16 protein-coding genes are annotated in these 15,903 nt (G+C 66.3%); 11 read left to right on the top strand and 5 right to left on the bottom strand.

Translation table 11 applies throughout. The features are described 5' to 3' along the window. Positions 1-108: 108 nt before the first annotated feature. On the bottom strand, positions 109-858 hold the full coding sequence (locus A5663_RS03260) for an SDR family NAD(P)-dependent oxidoreductase (RefSeq protein ID WP_068143833.1): 750 nt from the start codon (positions 856-858) through the stop codon (positions 109-111). A gap of 7 nt (positions 859-865) precedes the next feature. After that, a complete protein-coding gene (locus A5663_RS03255; protein ID WP_068143830.1) occupies positions 866-1,630 on the bottom strand; it encodes an SDR family NAD(P)-dependent oxidoreductase in 765 nt (254 codons plus the stop codon). A gap of 77 nt (positions 1,631-1,707) precedes the next feature. Between A5663_RS03255 and A5663_RS03250 the strand changes: the two genes are divergently transcribed. Both A5663_RS03250 and A5663_RS03245 read left to right on the top strand, forming a co-directional pair. Then, entirely contained in the window at positions 1,708-2,859 is a 1,152-nt protein-coding gene (locus tag A5663_RS03250; RefSeq protein ID WP_068143828.1) for a thiolase family protein, read from the top strand. A gap of 12 nt (positions 2,860-2,871) precedes the next feature. Further along, on the top strand, positions 2,872-3,759 hold the full coding sequence (locus tag A5663_RS03245) for an ArgK/MeaB family GTPase (RefSeq protein ID WP_068143826.1): 888 nt from the start codon (positions 2,872-2,874) through the stop codon (positions 3,757-3,759). 10 nt (positions 3,760-3,769) lie between these two features. Here A5663_RS03245 and A5663_RS03240 read toward each other — a convergent pair whose 3' ends face one another. After that, positions 3,770-4,360 carry a TetR/AcrR family transcriptional regulator gene (locus A5663_RS03240; protein WP_197503274.1) on the bottom strand — a complete coding sequence of 197 codons (591 nt, stop codon included), beginning with the start codon at positions 4,358-4,360 and terminating at the stop codon, positions 3,770-3,772. A gap of 91 nt (positions 4,361-4,451) precedes the next feature. Here A5663_RS03240 and A5663_RS03235 point away from each other — a divergent pair, with 91 nt between their 5' ends. From A5663_RS03235 to A5663_RS03220, 4 genes are read left to right on the top strand one after another with little or no spacing between them, the layout of a single operon-like run. After that, a complete protein-coding gene (locus tag A5663_RS03235) occupies positions 4,452-5,159 on the top strand; it encodes a hypothetical protein (RefSeq protein ID WP_068143822.1) in 708 nt (235 codons plus the stop codon). Beyond that, positions 5,156-5,953, top strand: a complete 798-nt coding sequence (locus A5663_RS03230; RefSeq protein ID WP_068143819.1) for a hypothetical protein — start codon at positions 5,156-5,158, stop codon at positions 5,951-5,953. The genes A5663_RS03235 and A5663_RS03230 overlap by 4 nt, the downstream gene beginning before the upstream one ends. Continuing rightward, positions 5,950-6,534, top strand: a complete 585-nt coding sequence (locus A5663_RS03225; RefSeq protein ID WP_068143817.1) for a cytochrome c oxidase subunit 3 — start codon at positions 5,950-5,952, stop codon at positions 6,532-6,534. Before A5663_RS03230 ends, A5663_RS03225 begins: the two co-directional genes overlap by 4 nt. A gap of 2 nt (positions 6,535-6,536) precedes the next feature. After that, positions 6,537-6,833: a cytochrome C oxidase subunit IV family protein gene (locus A5663_RS03220; protein WP_068143839.1), complete on the top strand. Its 297-nt coding sequence runs from the start codon at positions 6,537-6,539 to the stop codon at positions 6,831-6,833. Here A5663_RS03220 and A5663_RS03215 read toward each other — a convergent pair. Beyond that, the gene (locus tag A5663_RS03215; RefSeq protein ID WP_068143815.1) at positions 6,830-8,434 is read right to left on the bottom strand and encodes an FAD-dependent oxidoreductase; all 1,605 of its coding nucleotides are present in this window, start codon (positions 8,432-8,434) and stop codon (positions 6,830-6,832) included. The genes A5663_RS03220 and A5663_RS03215 overlap by 4 nt on opposite strands. Before the next feature lie 28 nt (positions 8,435-8,462). Continuing rightward, the gene (locus A5663_RS03210) at positions 8,463-9,188 is read right to left on the bottom strand and encodes a helix-turn-helix domain-containing protein (RefSeq protein WP_156744313.1); all 726 of its coding nucleotides are present in this window, start codon (positions 9,186-9,188) and stop codon (positions 8,463-8,465) included. A 142-nt stretch (positions 9,189-9,330) separates the two neighbouring features. Here A5663_RS03210 and A5663_RS03205 point away from each other — a divergent pair, with 142 nt between their 5' ends. Genes A5663_RS03205 through A5663_RS03185 form a run of 5 tightly spaced genes read left to right on the top strand, consistent with a single transcriptional unit; the run spans position 9,331 to position 15,891 of the window. Then, positions 9,331-10,251, top strand: a complete 921-nt coding sequence (locus A5663_RS03205) for an alpha/beta fold hydrolase (RefSeq protein ID WP_068143812.1) — start codon at positions 9,331-9,333, stop codon at positions 10,249-10,251. Beyond that, a complete protein-coding gene (locus tag A5663_RS03200; protein WP_068143810.1) occupies positions 10,248-11,927 on the top strand; it encodes a bifunctional 3-(3-hydroxy-phenyl)propionate/3-hydroxycinnamic acid hydroxylase in 1,680 nt (559 codons plus the stop codon). Before A5663_RS03205 ends, A5663_RS03200 begins: the two co-directional genes overlap by 4 nt. After that, positions 11,875-12,795 carry a 3-carboxyethylcatechol 2,3-dioxygenase gene (locus A5663_RS03195; RefSeq protein WP_068143808.1) on the top strand — a complete coding sequence of 307 codons (921 nt, stop codon included), beginning with the start codon at positions 11,875-11,877 and terminating at the stop codon, positions 12,793-12,795. The genes A5663_RS03200 and A5663_RS03195 overlap by 53 nt, the downstream gene beginning before the upstream one ends. Beyond that, positions 12,788-14,554: an FAD-binding protein gene (locus A5663_RS03190; RefSeq protein ID WP_068143806.1), complete on the top strand. Its 1,767-nt coding sequence runs from the start codon at positions 12,788-12,790 to the stop codon at positions 14,552-14,554. Before A5663_RS03195 ends, A5663_RS03190 begins: the two co-directional genes overlap by 8 nt. Further along, positions 14,551-15,891 (top strand): LLM class flavin-dependent oxidoreductase, encoded by a 1,341-nt coding sequence (locus tag A5663_RS03185; protein WP_068143804.1) that lies wholly within the window; start codon positions 14,551-14,553, stop codon positions 15,889-15,891. Before A5663_RS03190 ends, A5663_RS03185 begins: the two co-directional genes overlap by 4 nt. The last annotated feature ends 12 nt before the right edge of the window (positions 15,892-15,903 follow it).

Raw genomic sequence — 15,903 nt, 5'->3', positions numbered from 1 at the left:
CACGACACGCCGCTTAAATAAGGCAGTTTGAGCACCGTCACCCTGTCACGAACGTGCACAAACAGTCTGCGGCGCGCGGCGTGTCGTGCGCAAACACGCACGCTCGCGCTAGATGGTGAGGGCCTCCGAACGCTGCACCGTGCCCGTCACCCCGCTGGCGTCCTGCCGTGCCAGCTTCACCGCGGCGACGGCCATCGCCTCAGCTGGTTCGACCATCTCCGGCGGAACCTGCATGCCTGCGCCGCCGGCCTGCCAACCTTCGGTGAGCACGACGCGCGACGGGCTCAGGCAGTTCACCGCGATGTTGTCGGCCGCGAGATCGGAAGCCAGGCCCAGGTACAACCGCTCGACGGCCGCCTTGGACACCCAGTAGGCGTTGGCGCCGTGGTCGACCATCTCGACGCCCGTTGTGGTGATCGCGACCAGCGAGCCGCCGCCGCGGGCACGGACATGCGGGATCACCGCCTTCGTCACCAGGAACACTCCGGTCAGGTTGACGTCGAGGCAGAGTTGCCATCGCTTGAGCGGCGTCGACTCGATCGGGCCGAGCCACAGCACGCCCGCGTTGGCGATGAGGATGTCGATGCCGCCGAACTCGGAAACCGTTGCAGCGACCGCATTGTCGACGGACTGTTCGCTGGTGACGTCACAGCCGACCGCCAACGCACGGCCACCCGAGGACACGATGCCGTCGGCGACGGAATGAATCGTGCCGGGGATCTTGCCCTCGCGGTCGGAACGTGCGGCGACGGCAACCGCCGCGCCTTCAGAAGCCAGCGCTGCTGCGACCGTCGCACCGATCCCACGGCTGGCGCCCGCGACGAACGCGACGCGGCCGTCCAGCGAACGCGACGTCATCGCAAGGTCATTTCGGCGGGAAGCGCAGCGCCCCGTCCAGGCGGATGATCTCTCCGTTGAGGTAGTCGTTCTCGACGATGCTCTGCGCCAGTTGCGCGTATTCCGTCGAGCGGCCCATCCGCTTGGGGAACGGCACCTGCGGACCCCAGTACTGCTCGAGTTGATCTGCAGCCTTGCCGTAAGCCGGCGTGTTGATGGTCCCGGGCGCAATGGTGACCACCCGGATACCGAGCGGCGAAAGATCGCGCGCGGCGACGAGAGTCATGCCGAGTACGCCACCCTTCGCCGCGGAGTAGGGGAGTTGGCCGATCTGGCCCTCCATGCCGGCGATCGAGGCGGTGTTGATGATCACGCCGCGGGCACCCTCGTCGAGCGGCTCGGTCTTCGCGATCTCGGCGGCCGAAAGGCGCATCACGTTGAACACCGCAGTCAGGTAGAACTCGATCGTCTTCTTGAACCCGTCGAGATCCAGCGGCGAACCGTCCTTGCCGATGAGGCGCCCGCCGCTCGCCGGGCCACCGTGAGTGTCCACCGAAATGCGCAGGGGAGCGAGCGACGCGGCCTCGGCGATCGCCGCGTTGACCGAGTCCTCGGACGTCGCGTCGGTGCGGACATAGCGCACGCCGAGTTCGCTCTCGAGGGCCTTGCCCTTGTCGTCGGCCATGTCGGCGACGACGACCTTGGCTCCCGCGCCATGCAGTCGCCGGACCGTCGCCTCGCCGAGGCCGCCGGCGCCGCCGACCACTATCGCCGAGCTACCTGCGATTTGCATATGGTTCCCCTTCTTGCAACTGACACTCTCAAGCTGAGAGAATAGCATTCTCATACCGGTCGAGACGGAGACACTTGATGCCTGAAGCCGTGATCGTTTCTGCCCTTCGCACCCCCATCGGCACCGCGATGAAGGGCACGCTGCGCGACACCGACGCCTATCAGCTGGCCGAGCATGTGGTGGCCGCGGCGGCGAGTGAACTGGCTTCGCATCCGGTCGACGACGTCGTGCTCGGTGAGGGGCTGTACGGCGGTGGTGTCGTCGCCCGCCACGCAGCGATCACCGCGGGCCTGACCTCGGTACCCGGCCTGGCTCTCAACCGGCACTGTGCCGCCGGTCAGGCAGCGGTGCAGGCGGCCGCGGCGAGCATCCGCGCCGGGATGGACCAACTCGTCCTCGCCGGTGGCGTCAACTCCGCGTCGACGTCGCCGCGCTTCAAGCGCCGAGCCGGCAGCGACAAAGACGCCGAACTCGTCGACTGGTTCCCGCCCACGCATCCGGACACCCTTGACGCCCCCAACATGGACATGTCAATCACCGTCGGCTGGAACGCCGCCGTCAAGGCGGGAGTCTCGCGCGAAGAGATGGACGAGTGGGCGCTCGGGTCGCACCGCAAGGCGATCGAGGCGATCGACGAGGGCCGCTTCAAGCACGAGATCGTGCCGATCGAGACCCCGCACGGGCTGTTCGAGGTCGACGAACACCCACGCCGCGACACCAGCATCGAGAAGTTGGCGTCGCTCAAGCCGCTACACCCCGAGATCGAGGGGTTCTCTATCACCGCCGGAAACGCCTGCGGCGCAAACGACGGCGCGGCGATCCTCGGCATCGCCAGCGAGCGCCTGGGGCTGCCCGCGCTGGCGACCATCCGGTCGTGGGCTTCGGTCGGTGTCGACCCGGCTTCGACGGGTCTCTCGCCGGTCGAGGCAATTCCGAAGGCGCTCAACCGGGCTCGGCTCTCGCTCGCCGATGTCGACGTCTTCGAGATCAACGAAGCATTCGCCTCGATGTGCGTGGCCACGATCAAGCTTCTCGATCTCGACCCGGCCCGGGTGAACGTGAGCGGAAGCGGGTGCTCGCTCGGCCATCCGGTCGCCGCCACCGGCGCACGGATGATCGTCACGCTGGTGCACGAACTGCGCAGGCGCGGCGGCGGAATCGGTGTGGCCGCGATGTGCGCCGGCGGCGGTATGGGCTCGGCCACGGTGATCGAGGTTCCGGCTCCGTAGACTGCGGAAGCGATGGCCAGTCCAGACAGCATTGCAGAACTCGTCGAGGCGGCGCGCAGCGGTTCGGCGCGCGCGGCCGGTCGACTGCTCAGCCTTGTCGAAAGTCCAAGGCGCAGCGAAGTTCTCGATGTGCTTGACCAGGTGAGCACGCCCCGCATCGTGGGTGTGACGGGACCGCCGGGCGCGGGGAAGTCGACGACGGTCGGCGCTCTGGTCGGGGCGTATCGCGCTCGCGGCGAGCGGGTGGCGGTGCTGGCGGTCGACCCGTCGTCGCCCTACAGCGGCGGAGCGCTGCTGGGTGACCGGATCAGGATGGCCGCCCACATCAACGATCCCGACGTGATGATCCGCTCCGTTGCGGCGCGCGGACATCTCGGTGGACTGGCCGCGGCGGTTCCCGCGGCGATCCGGGTACTCGCAGCGCTGTCCTACGGGCTCGTCGTGCTCGAGACCGTCGGCGTCGGGCAGTCCGAGATCGAGATCGCCGCCGTCGCCGATCCCACCGTCGTCATCCTCAACCCCGGAGCCGGCGACGCGGTGCAGGCGGCCAAGGCTGGACTGCTGGAGGTTGCCGACATCGTGGTGGTGAACAAGGCCGACCGCGACGGTGCAGACCGGACGGTCCGCGATCTGCGCGCTGAAACCCACGTGCCGGTATTGAAACTCATTGCCGCGCAGGGCGACGGCCTCGACGATCTGGTGGAGGCGATCGAAGCGCATCACCGCGCCGACAGCCCCGAACGGCGGGCCGCCAGGGCCCGCTCGCAGATCTTGTCGCTGGCGCAGACGCTGCTGCGTAGTCACGCAGAACTCGACCGTCTCGCCCAGTCGGTAGCCGACGGTCGATGTGATCCCTATACCGCGGCCGGCCGGCTGTTCGCTGGACCCGCGGATCCCTAGATCGTCGACATCAATCGGCGAGGCCCAGCATCCGGCGCGTCATGTCCTTCAAATGCTCGCGAAGTGTCTCGCCGTCGACATCGGCGACCAGCGGATGCATGACGGCGACGCTGATCGCGCTCGACAGCATCGCGGCGTGGAGACGGGCCTCCACACCGGCTTCCGTGCCGAGCAGTGCCGCGTAGAGGCGTTCGATGAACCGTTGGAATGGTTCGTACTCGGCTTGCAGACGGATGATGACGGGATCGAACTGCAGCGCGGTGACGACCCCGCGACGATCGACCGCCTGGTCGATCATCCGGTCGAGCAGCACTTCACGTGCGCGGGGGCCGTCGGCTTCGGCTTCGGCAGCCTCGAGCGCGTCCTCCAGCCTGCTCATCTCCCGTTCGGTGATCGCGATGATGATCTCTTCTTTGGTCTTGAACTGGCGGTAGACGGCCGCCTTCGTCACGCCCATGGCATCGGCGATCATCTGCAGCGACGTTCCGCTGACCCCATGTTCGGCGATGAGCCTCAATGCCGCGTCCAGCACCCGGGTCTGGGCCGCAGTGCGCGTGATCGCGCTGAACCGGGGCACTTCTCGCGTCGACGTCACAGGCACGAGAGTAGTCGAGCATTGACCGCTTGGTTGCCGATCGGCTACCGTGCAGTAGCCGATCGGCAACTAACGTACGCGTGAAGAGGGTTCGACGATGAGACGAACTGATGGCGAGCTGATCATGTTGTGGGCGCTCCCCGCGGTCGGCATCATCTGGGTGTCCGCCTTCTTTCTGTTTCCTGGCTTCGTACATCCGATGTCGCCGACCATGTCCGCCGATGAGGTGGCGAACTTCTACCGCGACGAGACCGCGCGGATCCGCTACAGCATGATCCTGTTCAACTGGTTCGGCGTCGGCTTGATCCCGACTGTCGTCCTGTTGGCGATGCAGGTACGCCGGATGGCTCATCGCACGCCCATCCTGTCGTACTGCCTGATCGCCTGCGCCGGTGGACCACCGACGCTCTTCCTCATTGCGAACATGTTCTGGCTGCTGGGTGCTTTCCGGCCCGAGCGTGCTCCCGAACTCACCCAGTTGCTCAACGACCTCGCCTGGGTCACCTTCACGGTGCTGGTTCCCTATCTCATCGCCCAGTGCCTGGTGCTGGCGCTGGCGATCTACTGGGATCACCAGGAGCAACCGGTCTTTCGGCCGTGGGTGGCACATTTCAACCTGCTCATCGCCATCGCGCTGGCACCCGCCGCCTTCGGTGCGCTGGCTTTCACGGGACCGATCGCCTGGGACGGGGCGTTGTCGTTCTGGGTCAAGAACATCGCGATCGCGGGGTGGATCGTCGTCATGGGAACAGTGCTCTGCCAGAACATCCGGCGGCAGCGAGCCGAAACCGCCGTCACCGCATGAGCTCGGCTACAGCTGAATCGGTGACCGAGCCCGCAGCTCCTGAAAACTCACGGCTCGGCCGCCTCGTGTGGAACATCCGTCACCATCCCAAGCGCGAGCTGTGGTTCGCGTGGTGGGTGATGGTCGTCTTCTACCAGCTGTACGGGGTGTTGTTCTTTCTCGTCACCCGGGTGCAGCCGCCACCGAGTCCGGACTGGGACACGCCGCTGGTGGTGGCGTGGTTCGGCGACCGACACCACGGCATACTCGCGGGCTTCGGCATCGTGTTCCTCATCTCGGGCATGTGCGCGCCGATGAATGCCCTTCTCGCATACTCGATGCGGCGAATGTCGGTCAGTCGAATCTTTGCGTACTCGTACCTCATCATGTATTCGCTCAGCGCCTTGCCCGGCATGCTCGTGATGGCCATAGCAATGACCGTCGCGGCGCTCCGGCCTGACCGCGATCCCCAATTGATCCACTGGCTCTACGATTTCGCGTTCTTGTCGTTCAGCGGAACCATGGGTGTCTTCTTGGTCGGCTCCGTGGTGTGGCTGGTGGCGATCTTGCTCGACAAGAACAACGTGTTCCCCAAGTGGTTCGCGTATCTGGGACTGTGCAATGCGCTCACCGAGGTCGTCGTCGCGCCTGCATGGATCTTTCATCGCGGCGCTTTCGCGTGGAACGGTGCGATCGCCTGGTGGATCAACATGGTCGTATTCGTCACCTACACCGCCGCATTCATAGTGCTCCTGCGGAAGATGATCGAACGAGAAGACTTCGGTACCGGCCCGCTACCGGAGGCGGTTCGATGACCGACCTCGCCCGACGACTCGACGAAACGCCGACGCGGTCCGTGCCAGGACAGCCGGACATGTGGCTGTTCGTGTTGTTCGAAGCGCTGCTGTTCACCGGGTACTTCTCGGTCTACCTCGTGTTGCGTACGCAGAACGAGAACCTGTTCTTACAGTCACAAGCCGATCTGGACATGCGGATCGGGGTCGTCAACACCATTGTGCTGCTGTCGAGTTCATGGTCGATCGCCCGGTGTGTCCGAGCGTCGCGCAAGCGTGCCTACCGGTCGGCGTTGACCTATGCGTTTGTGACCGTCGGCTTGGGTGTGGTGTTCGTCGTCTCCAAGGTCCTGGAATGGACCAAGGAGGTCCGGATGGGCAACACGTTCACCAGCGACGAGTTCTTCTCGCACTTCTACTTCTTGACATCGCTGCACTGCATCCACGTGCTGATCGGATTCGTCGTGCTCGGCGTTGTCGTGTATCAGCTGCGAGGCCCGGGCCGCCGATCTCAGCAGCTGGTCGAAACGGGGGCGACCTATTGGCACACAGTCGATTTCCTGTGGGTGCTGATCTTCTCGATGCTCTACGTCGTGAGGTGATCGTGAGCAAGACGCCGAACAAAAGGCTGCTGGTCGTCTGGTCGATCCTAACGTTGTTGACATTGGTCTACGTCTGGCTGGACGAGGCAGTCGACCACAACGGGACGCTCAAGGCCAGCACCGTGGTCACCGTGAGCGCGATCGCGATCGCGCTCATCAAAGTGCGCATCATCTTCCGGGAGTTCATGGAAGTGCGCCATGCCCCGGTTTGGTTGTGCCGCCTCACCGATGGCTGGGTGGTGCTCATCGCCGCCTGTCTGTTGGGCAGCTACTTCGTCGGCTCGGCCGCAGCCGGCTAGGAGCCCGCCGATACGGCCATACCCGCGCGGTATCCGAACACCATTGCCGGACCCAAGGTTCCACCGGCACCGCCATACGCCTTGCCGGTCGCACCCGCCATGGCGTTGCCTGCCGCGAACAATCCGGGGATCGTCGATCCGTTGACGTGGAACACGCGGCCGTCGCTGTCGGTGCGGGGTCCGCCCTTGGTGCCCATCGCGCCGATCGACACGGGGACCGCGTAGTACGGGGCCGTGTCGATGGGGCCGAGTGTCCGCGCGGCGGGCGTGGGCGCCTTGTCGTCACCCCAGTAGCCGTCGTAGGCACTCGACCCGCGGCCGAAGTCGGGATCTTCGTCCCGGGTGACGCTGTCGTTCCACGACGCCAGTGTGCGGGCGAGTCCCTCCGGGTCGATCCCGGTCTTCTCGCCCAGTTCGGCGAGGTCCTTGGACGGCGAGAACCAGTCGGGTGCGGGGCCGTCCGGCTCGACACCGAGAAATCCGTACTTCTTCAGGTGCAGCGAGTCGAACACGATCCACGCTGGGTCGTTCGCATAGCCGTGCCGCGGGTCGAGGTAGTGGAACGGCCCAGCCATCGAGTTGTACTCGCCCGCCTCGTTGAGGAAGCGTTCACCTGAGCGGTTCACGATGATGCTGCGCGGCCGCGTACGTTCCAGCCGCACACTACGGCTGCGTGGCTGACCCTGGAACGTGTCACCGGGCAGCTGAACGATCGGCACCCACCAGGCCTCGCCCATGTTGGCGAGATCGGCGCCGTGGGCCATGGCCATCCGAAGACCGTCGCCGGTGTTGTTCGGTGGGGAGACCGGGCCGCGCATCGGACCCCGGAGATAAGCCTCGACCAGTCTGCGGTCCCATTCGAAGCCGCCGGTACCGAGTACGACGCCGCGCCGGGCACGAACCTTGAACTGGTTGCCGCCCTGGGAGATTCGCACTCCGGTGATACCCAGTGGATCGGCGAGAAGTTCGACGGCACGCGCATTCGTGCGCGGCGTGACACCGATGTCCAACAGGCCTTTGAGGAGCCCGGCTATCAGGGCAGCGCCGGCGACGCAGTAGTCGCCGGATTCGTCGTCCACCGAAGCGTGGATGCGGGCACGGGTCTCGGCGTCGATGCCGACATTGCTGAAGTCCGCGGGGAACGACGTGATTTGGTCGCGCCATTCACCGAGCCTGCCGAGGTCGAACGGCTTGGCGTTGAGTGAGCGCCCACCGGTCGGCCGTCCACCGGGAAGTTCAGGTTTGTAGTCGGGGAATCCTTCTGCCACCTCGAACCGCAGATCGCTGTGCGCCTCAACGAAATCGAGCATCTCCGGTCCGGTCCGCACGAAGGCGTCGACGAGCGCGTCGTCCATGTAGCCCAGCGACTGGGCACGCAGGTAGGCCATCGCGTCCTCGACGCTCAGTTCGCCGTCTGCCGCCCGGTCGTGCGCGGGTATCCAGATGATGCCGCCGGACACCGCCGTCGTGCCGCCCACCGTAGGGGCCTTCTCGTAGATCTCCACCGAAGCGCCGTTGGCGGCCGCGGTGAGCGCGCACGTCAGGCCGGCGCCACCGCTGCCGAGTACGACCACATCGACGTCATGGTCCCAATCGGTCACGTGCTGCTCCCTTCGGGCTCGCCGACCCTCAGCTGAGGATCGCGGACAACTCGTTGGCGGCCTTGATGACTGCGTCGCGGCCGTTCACGACGACGTCCTCGCGATGCGAGATGAGGTTGATACAGGTAGGCGGCGCCGGTGGCTGCCGACGCACGGGCACCGCGAGGCCGTAGGTGTTGGGCTCGACCTCACCGTGGGTGATGACCCAGCCCTGCTCCCGGGTGAGTGGAACCAGGTCCCGCTCGCCGGGTCGCGGCGGCATGCTCGCCAGCAGCGCTATCCCCGCGGCACCTCGGTCCAACGGGTAGCGGCTGCCTTCGTGGAACGACAGTTGGTAGAACACGTTGGTCGGCACGATGACCGCGATCGCGACCTGTTGGTCGCCCTCGGCGACGAGAAGTGAGACCGTGCTTGCGAGTTCGTCGGCCAGACCGCGGAGGGTGGCCAAGCTCAACTGCCGCACGTTGTTGTCGAACGACGCCCCGAGCACCGCCAGCGCCGCGGCGGAGCGGTAGCGGCCGTCCTCGCCCTTGGCCACCAACCGGAACTGGGACAGCGTCGACAACAACCGGTAGGCGATCGTCCGGTGTACGCCGATGTCGTCCGCGACCTGCTGGGCGGTCAGCCCCGTGCGAGAGCGGGCGACCAGTTGCAGCGCGGCCAGGCCACGGGCCAGCGTCTGAGAGCCGGGCGCACCGTTCGGTACGACGCTGCCCGACTCCGCTGGTTGCCGGGTCCGACTCTGAGACGACACGGCGCCCCCTTCCTTCACTTCCCTTGACATCGGCCAGCCGGGAGAGTGATGCTCTGACTATAGTGCACGTAGGTGTGCGATAAATGAGCAGAGCGCTTACAAACTACGAGAATTTGATTCTCGAAGTCAAGAGAGGGCAGGCGTGACTGAGCCAGATTCGCTCCTTGCGTCCGCAGCGCCCGACGCCCGTCCCCCGGCGGCGGAGTTCGAGAGTGTCTGGAGCGATCTGCAGGGCGTCGCGTTCTCGCAGGGTTACCTCGACGCCGGCGGGGTACGCACCCGCTACCTGCACGCCGGGGACTCCGCGCAACCGGCACTGGTCTTCCTGCACGGCTCGGGCGGCCACGCCGAGGCCTACGTCCGCAACCTCGAAGCGCATGCCGAACACTTCTCGGTCTGGTCGATCGACATGCTGGGCCACGGTTACACCGACAAACCCGGCCACCCGCTCGAAGTTCGCCACTACGTCGATCACCTCATCGACTTCCTCGACGCCATCGGTGCTGCCCGCGCCCACATCAGCGGCGAGTCGCTCGGCGGATGGGTCGCCGCGCGGACCGCGGTCGATCACCCCGACCGCGTGGACCGGTTGGTGCTCAACACCGCCGGCGGCTCGCAGGCCGACCCCGAGGTGATGAAGCGGATCATCACCTTGTCCATGGCCGCAGCAGGGGACCCGACCTGGGAGACCGTCCAGGCGCGCATCAAGTGGCTGATGGCCGACAAGTCAAGGGATTACGACGACATCGTCGCCAGCCGGCAGCGCGTCTATCGCCAACCGGGCTTCGTCAACGCGATGCGCGACATCATGGCGCTGCAGGACCCGCAGATCAGGGCGCGCAATCTGCTCGGGCCGGCCGAGTACGGATCCATCACCGCACCGACTCTGGTGGTCTGGACCAGCGACGACCCGACGGCCGACGTCGCCGAGGGCCGACGCATCGCCTCGATGATCCCCGGCGCCCGTTTCGAGGTGATGCCCGGCTGCGGGCACTGGCCGCAGTACGAGGACCCCAAGGCGTTCAATCGGCTGCACCTGGACTTCCTCTCGGGACGTCGATGAGCACACACGCGGATGTGGTGATCGTCGGCGCGGGCCCGTCCGGTCTCACGCTGGCCAACATCCTTGGCTTACACGGTGTCCGGACACTGGTCGTCGAGGAACGCGACACGCTCATCGACTACCCACGAGGCGTCGGTCTCGACGACGAAGCGTTGCGGACGTTTCAGTCGATCGGCCTGGTCGACCGGGTGTTGCCGCACACTGTGCCCAACCAGATTTTGCGGTTCTTCGATGCCAAGCGGCGCCTGCTGGCCGAGATGGCCCCACCCGACGCCCGGTTCGGCTGGCCGAAACGCAACGGGTTCGTACAACCGATGGTCGACGCCGAATTGTTCGGCGGCCTGGCGCGTTTCGATCATGTCGAGGTCCGGTTCGGGTGGCGGGTGGAGTCCTGCGTCGAAACCGACGACGCGGTGACGGTTCAGTTCGCCGGCAGCAAGGCGCCGGTGACAGCCCGGTACGTGGTCGGTTGCGACGGCGGCCGCAGCGTGACACGCCGCCTGATGGGTGTCTCCTTCGACGGCACCACCTCATCGACGCGTTGGCTGGTCGTCGACGTCGCGAACGACCCGCTCGGCCATCCGAACAGCGAAGTCGGCGCGGATCCGGCGCGGCCCTATGTGTCCATCTCCATCGCGCACGGTATCCGCCGTTTCGAGTTCCTCATCCACCCACACGAGACCGACGCACAGGCCGACGATCCCGAGTTCGTCAGAAGGATGCTGGCGCAACGCGTTCCGCATCCGGAGCGGGTGGACATGATCCGCCACCGGGTGTACACGCACCACTCGCGTATCGCCGGTTCGTTCCGCAAAGGCCGCCTGATGCTGGCCGGTGACGCCGCCCATCTGATGCCGGTGTGGCAGGGCCAGGGTTACAACAGCGGCATCCGCGATGCGGCCAACCTCGGCTGGAAACTCGCCGCGGTGGTCACCGGGCAGGCCGATGACGCCCTCCTGGACACGTACGACGTCGAGCGCCGCAAGCATGCGCGCGCCATGATCGACCTGTCGACCATGGTGGGCCGCGTGATCTCGCCGACCAACCGTCGAGTGGCCGCGGTGCGCGACAGGGTGATCCACGCCGCCTCGGTGGTGCCGTCGCTCAAGCGCTACGTGCTCGAGATGCGGTTCAAACCGATGCCGCGTTACCAACAGGGCGCGGTGTTTCACACCGGCGCAGATGATTCCCCCGCCGGCACGTTGTTCATCCAGCCTCGGGTCGACACCCGTGCGCAGCAGAACGTGTTGCTCGACGAGGTGCTCGGCCCGGGCTTCGCCGTCTTGTGCTGGAGCAACAATCTGCGGGCGATCCTCGGCGACAAGGCGTTCGGCCGATGGAAGGCGCTGGGTGCGGAGTTCATCGAGGCGCGGCCGATGACCCAGCTGCATTGGCCCGGTCACGACGACGACGATGTGGTGGTTGTCGGGGACCGGACCGGCGCGTTGAAGTCGTGGTTCGACGTCTACACCGACTCGGTGCTGTTCTTGCGTCCCGACCGCTGCATCGCGGGTGCCTGCATCGCCCAGCGCGCCGCGGAAGTCAGCGAGTCGCTCTTCGACGTCCTTTGTCTCACCCGGGAAGGAGGCTCCGGTTCTCATGGGCACACTGGCCCTGTGCTGCATGTCGCACAGCCCACTACTGAACCTTCCGGGACCGTCACCGGAACTTCTTGACGACATCGGGGCCGCGCTTGCCGATGCCCGCCGCTTCGTCACCGATTACGACCCGGAGCTCGTCGTCATCTTCTCCCCGGACCATTACAACGGGTTCTTCTACCGGACGATGCCACCGTTCTGCATCGGGACCGCCGCGCAGGGCGTCGGGGACTACGGCACCCACGCCGGGCCGTTGACCGTCCCCGCAGACGTCGCGACCGACTGTGCCCGAGCGGTTCTCGAGTCGGGAATCGATGTGGCGATCTCGGCCAGCATGGACGTCGACCATGGGACCGTCCAGCCACTGGAGAACCTGTTCGGCGACGCGACCGCGCGACCGGTGATCCCCGTCTTCATCAACTCGGTCGCCACCCCACTCGGACCGGTACGCCGGGTGCGCGCGCTCGGCGCCGCACTCGGCACCTTCCTCGCGACGCTCGGCAAGCGGGTGCTCGTCGTCGGCTCCGGTGGTCTGTCCCATGATCCGCCGGTGCCAACCCTGGCGACCGCACCGACGGCGGCGCTCGAGCGGATCGTGCACGGCATACCGATGACAACCGAACAACGGCAGGCCCGCCAGCTGGCGGTGATGGACGCCGCCAAGGCCTTCGCGCACGGCGAGAGCCCGTTGCAGCCGCTCAACCCCGACTGGGACGCAGCGTTCCTCGAGTTGCTCGACGGCAACCGGCTGCCCGAGGTGGACGGCTGGTCGAACGACTGGATTGAGCGCGAAGCCGGCCATTCCGGCCACGAAGTCCGCACGTGGATAGCGGCTTTCGCCGCTCTCGCCGCGCACGGACGATATCGGACCGAGCAGCGGTTCTATCGGGCCGCACCGGAGTTGATCGCCGGCTTCGCGATCAGGACGGCGGTACTGGATGTCTGACTTCGATCATACGGTCGATGTGCTGGTTGTCGGCTCCGGCGGCGGCGGGATGACCGCGGCGCTCGCCGCCGACGCGTTCGGCCTCGACACCCTCGTGGTCGAGAAGGCGGCGCATTTCGGCGGATCGACCGCCCTGTCCGGCGGCGGCATCTGGGTGCCTGGCGCGCCGGCGCAGCGCAAGGCCGGCTACGTACCGGATGCCGACGGCGTCGTCGAATACCTGCGCCAGATCACCGGTGGGCTGGTCAGCGAAGCACGGCTGCGCCAGTACGTCGACACCGCACCGGAGATGATGGAGTTTCTCGAAAAGCTCAGTCCCTGGTTCGAATTCGTCTGGAAGCCCGGTTACGCAGACTACTATCCAGAGGTGCCGGGCGGCTCCGCGCAGGGCAGCACGATCAACGTGCCTGCGATCGACCTGCGCAAGCTCGGCGACGACGAGCAGCACCTGCTGCAACCGCTCGCTTTGGCGCCGAAGGGAATCTGGTTCGCACCCAAGGACCTTCGGCTGTTCTACCAGGTCCGCCAGAACTGGCGGGGCAAAGCAGTCCTGGTCAAACTGATCTGGCGGATGTTCCGCGCGCGGGCGTTCGGTGACCGGATGGCCGCCATCGGCCAGTCGCTCGCGGCGCGGATGCGCCTGGCGCTCAAGCAACAGGACGTCCCGCTATGGCTCAATTCCCCGATGACCGAACTGATCACTGACGTGGAGGGGACTGTCACCGGCGCGGTGGTCGAACGCGACGGTCACCAGCAACGCATCGGGGCCCGCCACGGGGTCATCCTGGCCGCCGGCGGTTTCGACCACGACATGCAGTGGCGCCGAGAGCATCTGCCGGTACTCGAAAAAGACTGGAGCTTCGGCAATCCCGCGTCCATGGGTGATGCGATACGCGCCGGGCAGAAAGTGGGCGGCTCGACCGATCTTCTCGACGAGGCCTGGTGGTTTCCCGCGATCTGCTGGCCCGACGGCCGGTTGCAGTTCATGCTCAACGAGCGCATGATGCCGTCGCAGTTCGTCGTCAACGGTGCGGGCAGGCGGTTCATCAACGAGGCCGCGCCCTACATGGATTTCGCCCACGCGATGATCGACGGCCAGAACGCCGGCGTGACGCACATCCCGTGCTGGCTGGTCACCGACACGCGGTCGTTCCACCGCTACGTGGTCGCCGGGCACCTTCCTATCCCGAAGATCCCGTTCGCACCCGTGCCGACCGGCAGGAAGGTACCCGCGGCGTGGCTCGAGTCAGGCGTGGTGCACGAGGGAAACAGTTTCGAGGAACTCGCGGAGAAGATCGGCGTCCCGCCCGCACAGTTGCGCCAGACCGCCGAGCGCTTCAACGAACTGGCACGCAACGGCCACGACGACGATTTCAACCGCGGCGACTCCGCCTACGACAACTACTACGGTGACCCGACCCTGCCCAACCCCAACCTGCACCCGCTGGGCAATGCGCCGTACTACGCGTTCCAGATCATCCTGGGCGACCTCGGCACCTCCGGCGGTCTGCGCACCGACGAGCACGCGCGGGTGCTGACCTCCGATGACGACATCGTCAAAGGTATTTACGCCGTGGGGAATACGTCGGCTGCGGTGATGGGCCGCAGCTATGCGGGCGCCGGCGCGACGATCGGGCCTGCCATGACGTTCGGCTATGTCGCAGCCAAGCACATCGCCGCGCAGCTGTCCGAAACCGGCGACCGCGCCGACGCCAGTACCGATTCCACACTCGACAAACATCGGAAGGTTACGAAATGAAGATCTCGCTGTTCTACGAGTTCCCCCTGCCACGGCCCTGGAGTGACGACGACGAGCACAAGCTGTTCCAGGACGGCCTCGACGAGGTGGAACTCGCCGACAAGGCCGGGTTCTCGACGGTGTGGCTGACCGAGCACCACTTCCTCGAGGAGTACTGCCACTCCACCGCGCCGGAGATCTTCCTGTCCGCGGCCAGCCAGCGGACCGAGAACATCCGCCTCGGCTTCGGCATCATGCACCTGCCGCCGGTCGTCAACCACCCCGCCCGGGTCGCCGAGCGGGTCGCGACACTCGACCTCATCTCCAACGGTCGCGTCGAGTTCGGCACCGGCGAGTCGTCGTCGGTCGGCGAGCTGGGCGGCTTCGGCGTCGACCCCGCCGACAAGCGGTCGATGTGGGAAGAGGCACTGGAGGTTTCGATCCGCTGCATGACCGAGGAACCGTTCACCGGGTTCAACGGCCAGCACATCGAGATGCCGCCTCGCAACGTCGTGCCCAAGCCGCTGCAGAAGCCGCATCCGCCCGTGTGGGTGGCGTGCACGCGACCCGCCTCGGTCGCGATGGCAGCCCAAAAAGGCCTCGGCGCCCTCAGCTTCGCCTACACGGGTCCCGGGCCGCTCACCGAGCGGGTCAACGGGTACTACCAGGAGTTCGAGGAGAACGGCGCGCCCGTCACGCCGCAGATGAACCCGAACATCCTCGCCATCGGCGGCGACCTGTCGATGATGGTGGCGCCCACCGACGAACAGGCCATCGAACGGCTCGGCAAGGGCGGCGGTTTCTTCGCGTTCGGCATCATGCACTACTACATGACCGGGATGCACACCCCGGGCCGGACCGGGGTGTGGAAACGGCACCTCGAGGAGATCGAGAAGGATCCGAGCGTCGTGTACGGCCCGGACCGCGGCCCGATCGGCAGTCCCGACACCGTGCGGAAGTTCCTGCGCGGCTACGAGGAGAGTGGCGTCGACGAACTGATCCTGTTGCTGACGCCTCGCCGACACGAAGAGACGATGGAGTCCATCGAGTTGATGGGCAAGGAGGTCCTGCCCGAGTTCATCGAGCGCGATGAGAAGGCCCGGGCGGCGAAGGCCAAGCGCCTCGAGCCGATCATCGAGAAGGTGGAGGCGCGTCGGCCGGCGTCACAGGCACCCGTCTTCGACGAGGGCTACGCATTCGGCGGCCTGCCCACCGGGCGCCAGAACTACACCGCCAACGAGGTCTCGCTGGCGATGGACGAGATGAACGCCGGGATCGAGGCCGCGGCCGCGAAACTCAAGTCCGGAGAAGGCTGGACGAGCCGCAACCCGGAGGCCGATGCGACAAGTGCGCAGTGACAGGGACCGGCA

This window comes from Mycobacterium sp. E740 (genome assembly GCF_001672895.1).
Lineage (GTDB): Bacteria > Actinomycetota > Actinomycetes > Mycobacteriales > Mycobacteriaceae > Mycobacterium.
Note: the sequence above shows the minus strand (reverse complement) of the source record. Positions and strands in the feature narration are given on the sequence as shown.

Excerpts from the sequence above, each read along its gene's own strand:
- A5663_RS03260 (WP_068143833.1), bottom strand. The coding sequence starts at position 858 with ATGACGTCGCGTTCGCTGGACGGCCGCGTCGCGTTCGTCGCGGGCGCC.
- A5663_RS03255 (WP_068143830.1), bottom strand. The coding sequence starts at position 1,630 with ATGCAAATCGCAGGTAGCTCGGCGATAGTGGTCGGCGGCGCCGGCGGC.
- A5663_RS03250 (WP_068143828.1), top strand. The coding sequence starts at position 1,708 with ATGCCTGAAGCCGTGATCGTTTCTGCCCTTCGCACCCCCATCGGCACC.
- A5663_RS03245 (WP_068143826.1), top strand. The coding sequence starts at position 2,872 with ATGGCCAGTCCAGACAGCATTGCAGAACTCGTCGAGGCGGCGCGCAGC.
- A5663_RS03235 (WP_068143822.1), top strand. The coding sequence starts at position 4,452 with ATGAGACGAACTGATGGCGAGCTGATCATGTTGTGGGCGCTCCCCGCG.
- A5663_RS03230 (WP_068143819.1), top strand. The coding sequence starts at position 5,156 with ATGAGCTCGGCTACAGCTGAATCGGTGACCGAGCCCGCAGCTCCTGAA.
- A5663_RS03225 (WP_068143817.1), top strand. The coding sequence starts at position 5,950 with ATGACCGACCTCGCCCGACGACTCGACGAAACGCCGACGCGGTCCGTG.
- A5663_RS03200 (WP_068143810.1), top strand. The coding sequence starts at position 10,248 with ATGAGCACACACGCGGATGTGGTGATCGTCGGCGCGGGCCCGTCCGGT.
- A5663_RS03195 (WP_068143808.1), top strand. The coding sequence starts at position 11,875 with ATGTCGCACAGCCCACTACTGAACCTTCCGGGACCGTCACCGGAACTT.
- A5663_RS03190 (WP_068143806.1), top strand. The coding sequence starts at position 12,788 with ATGTCTGACTTCGATCATACGGTCGATGTGCTGGTTGTCGGCTCCGGC.
- A5663_RS03185 (WP_068143804.1), top strand. The coding sequence starts at position 14,551 with ATGAAGATCTCGCTGTTCTACGAGTTCCCCCTGCCACGGCCCTGGAGT.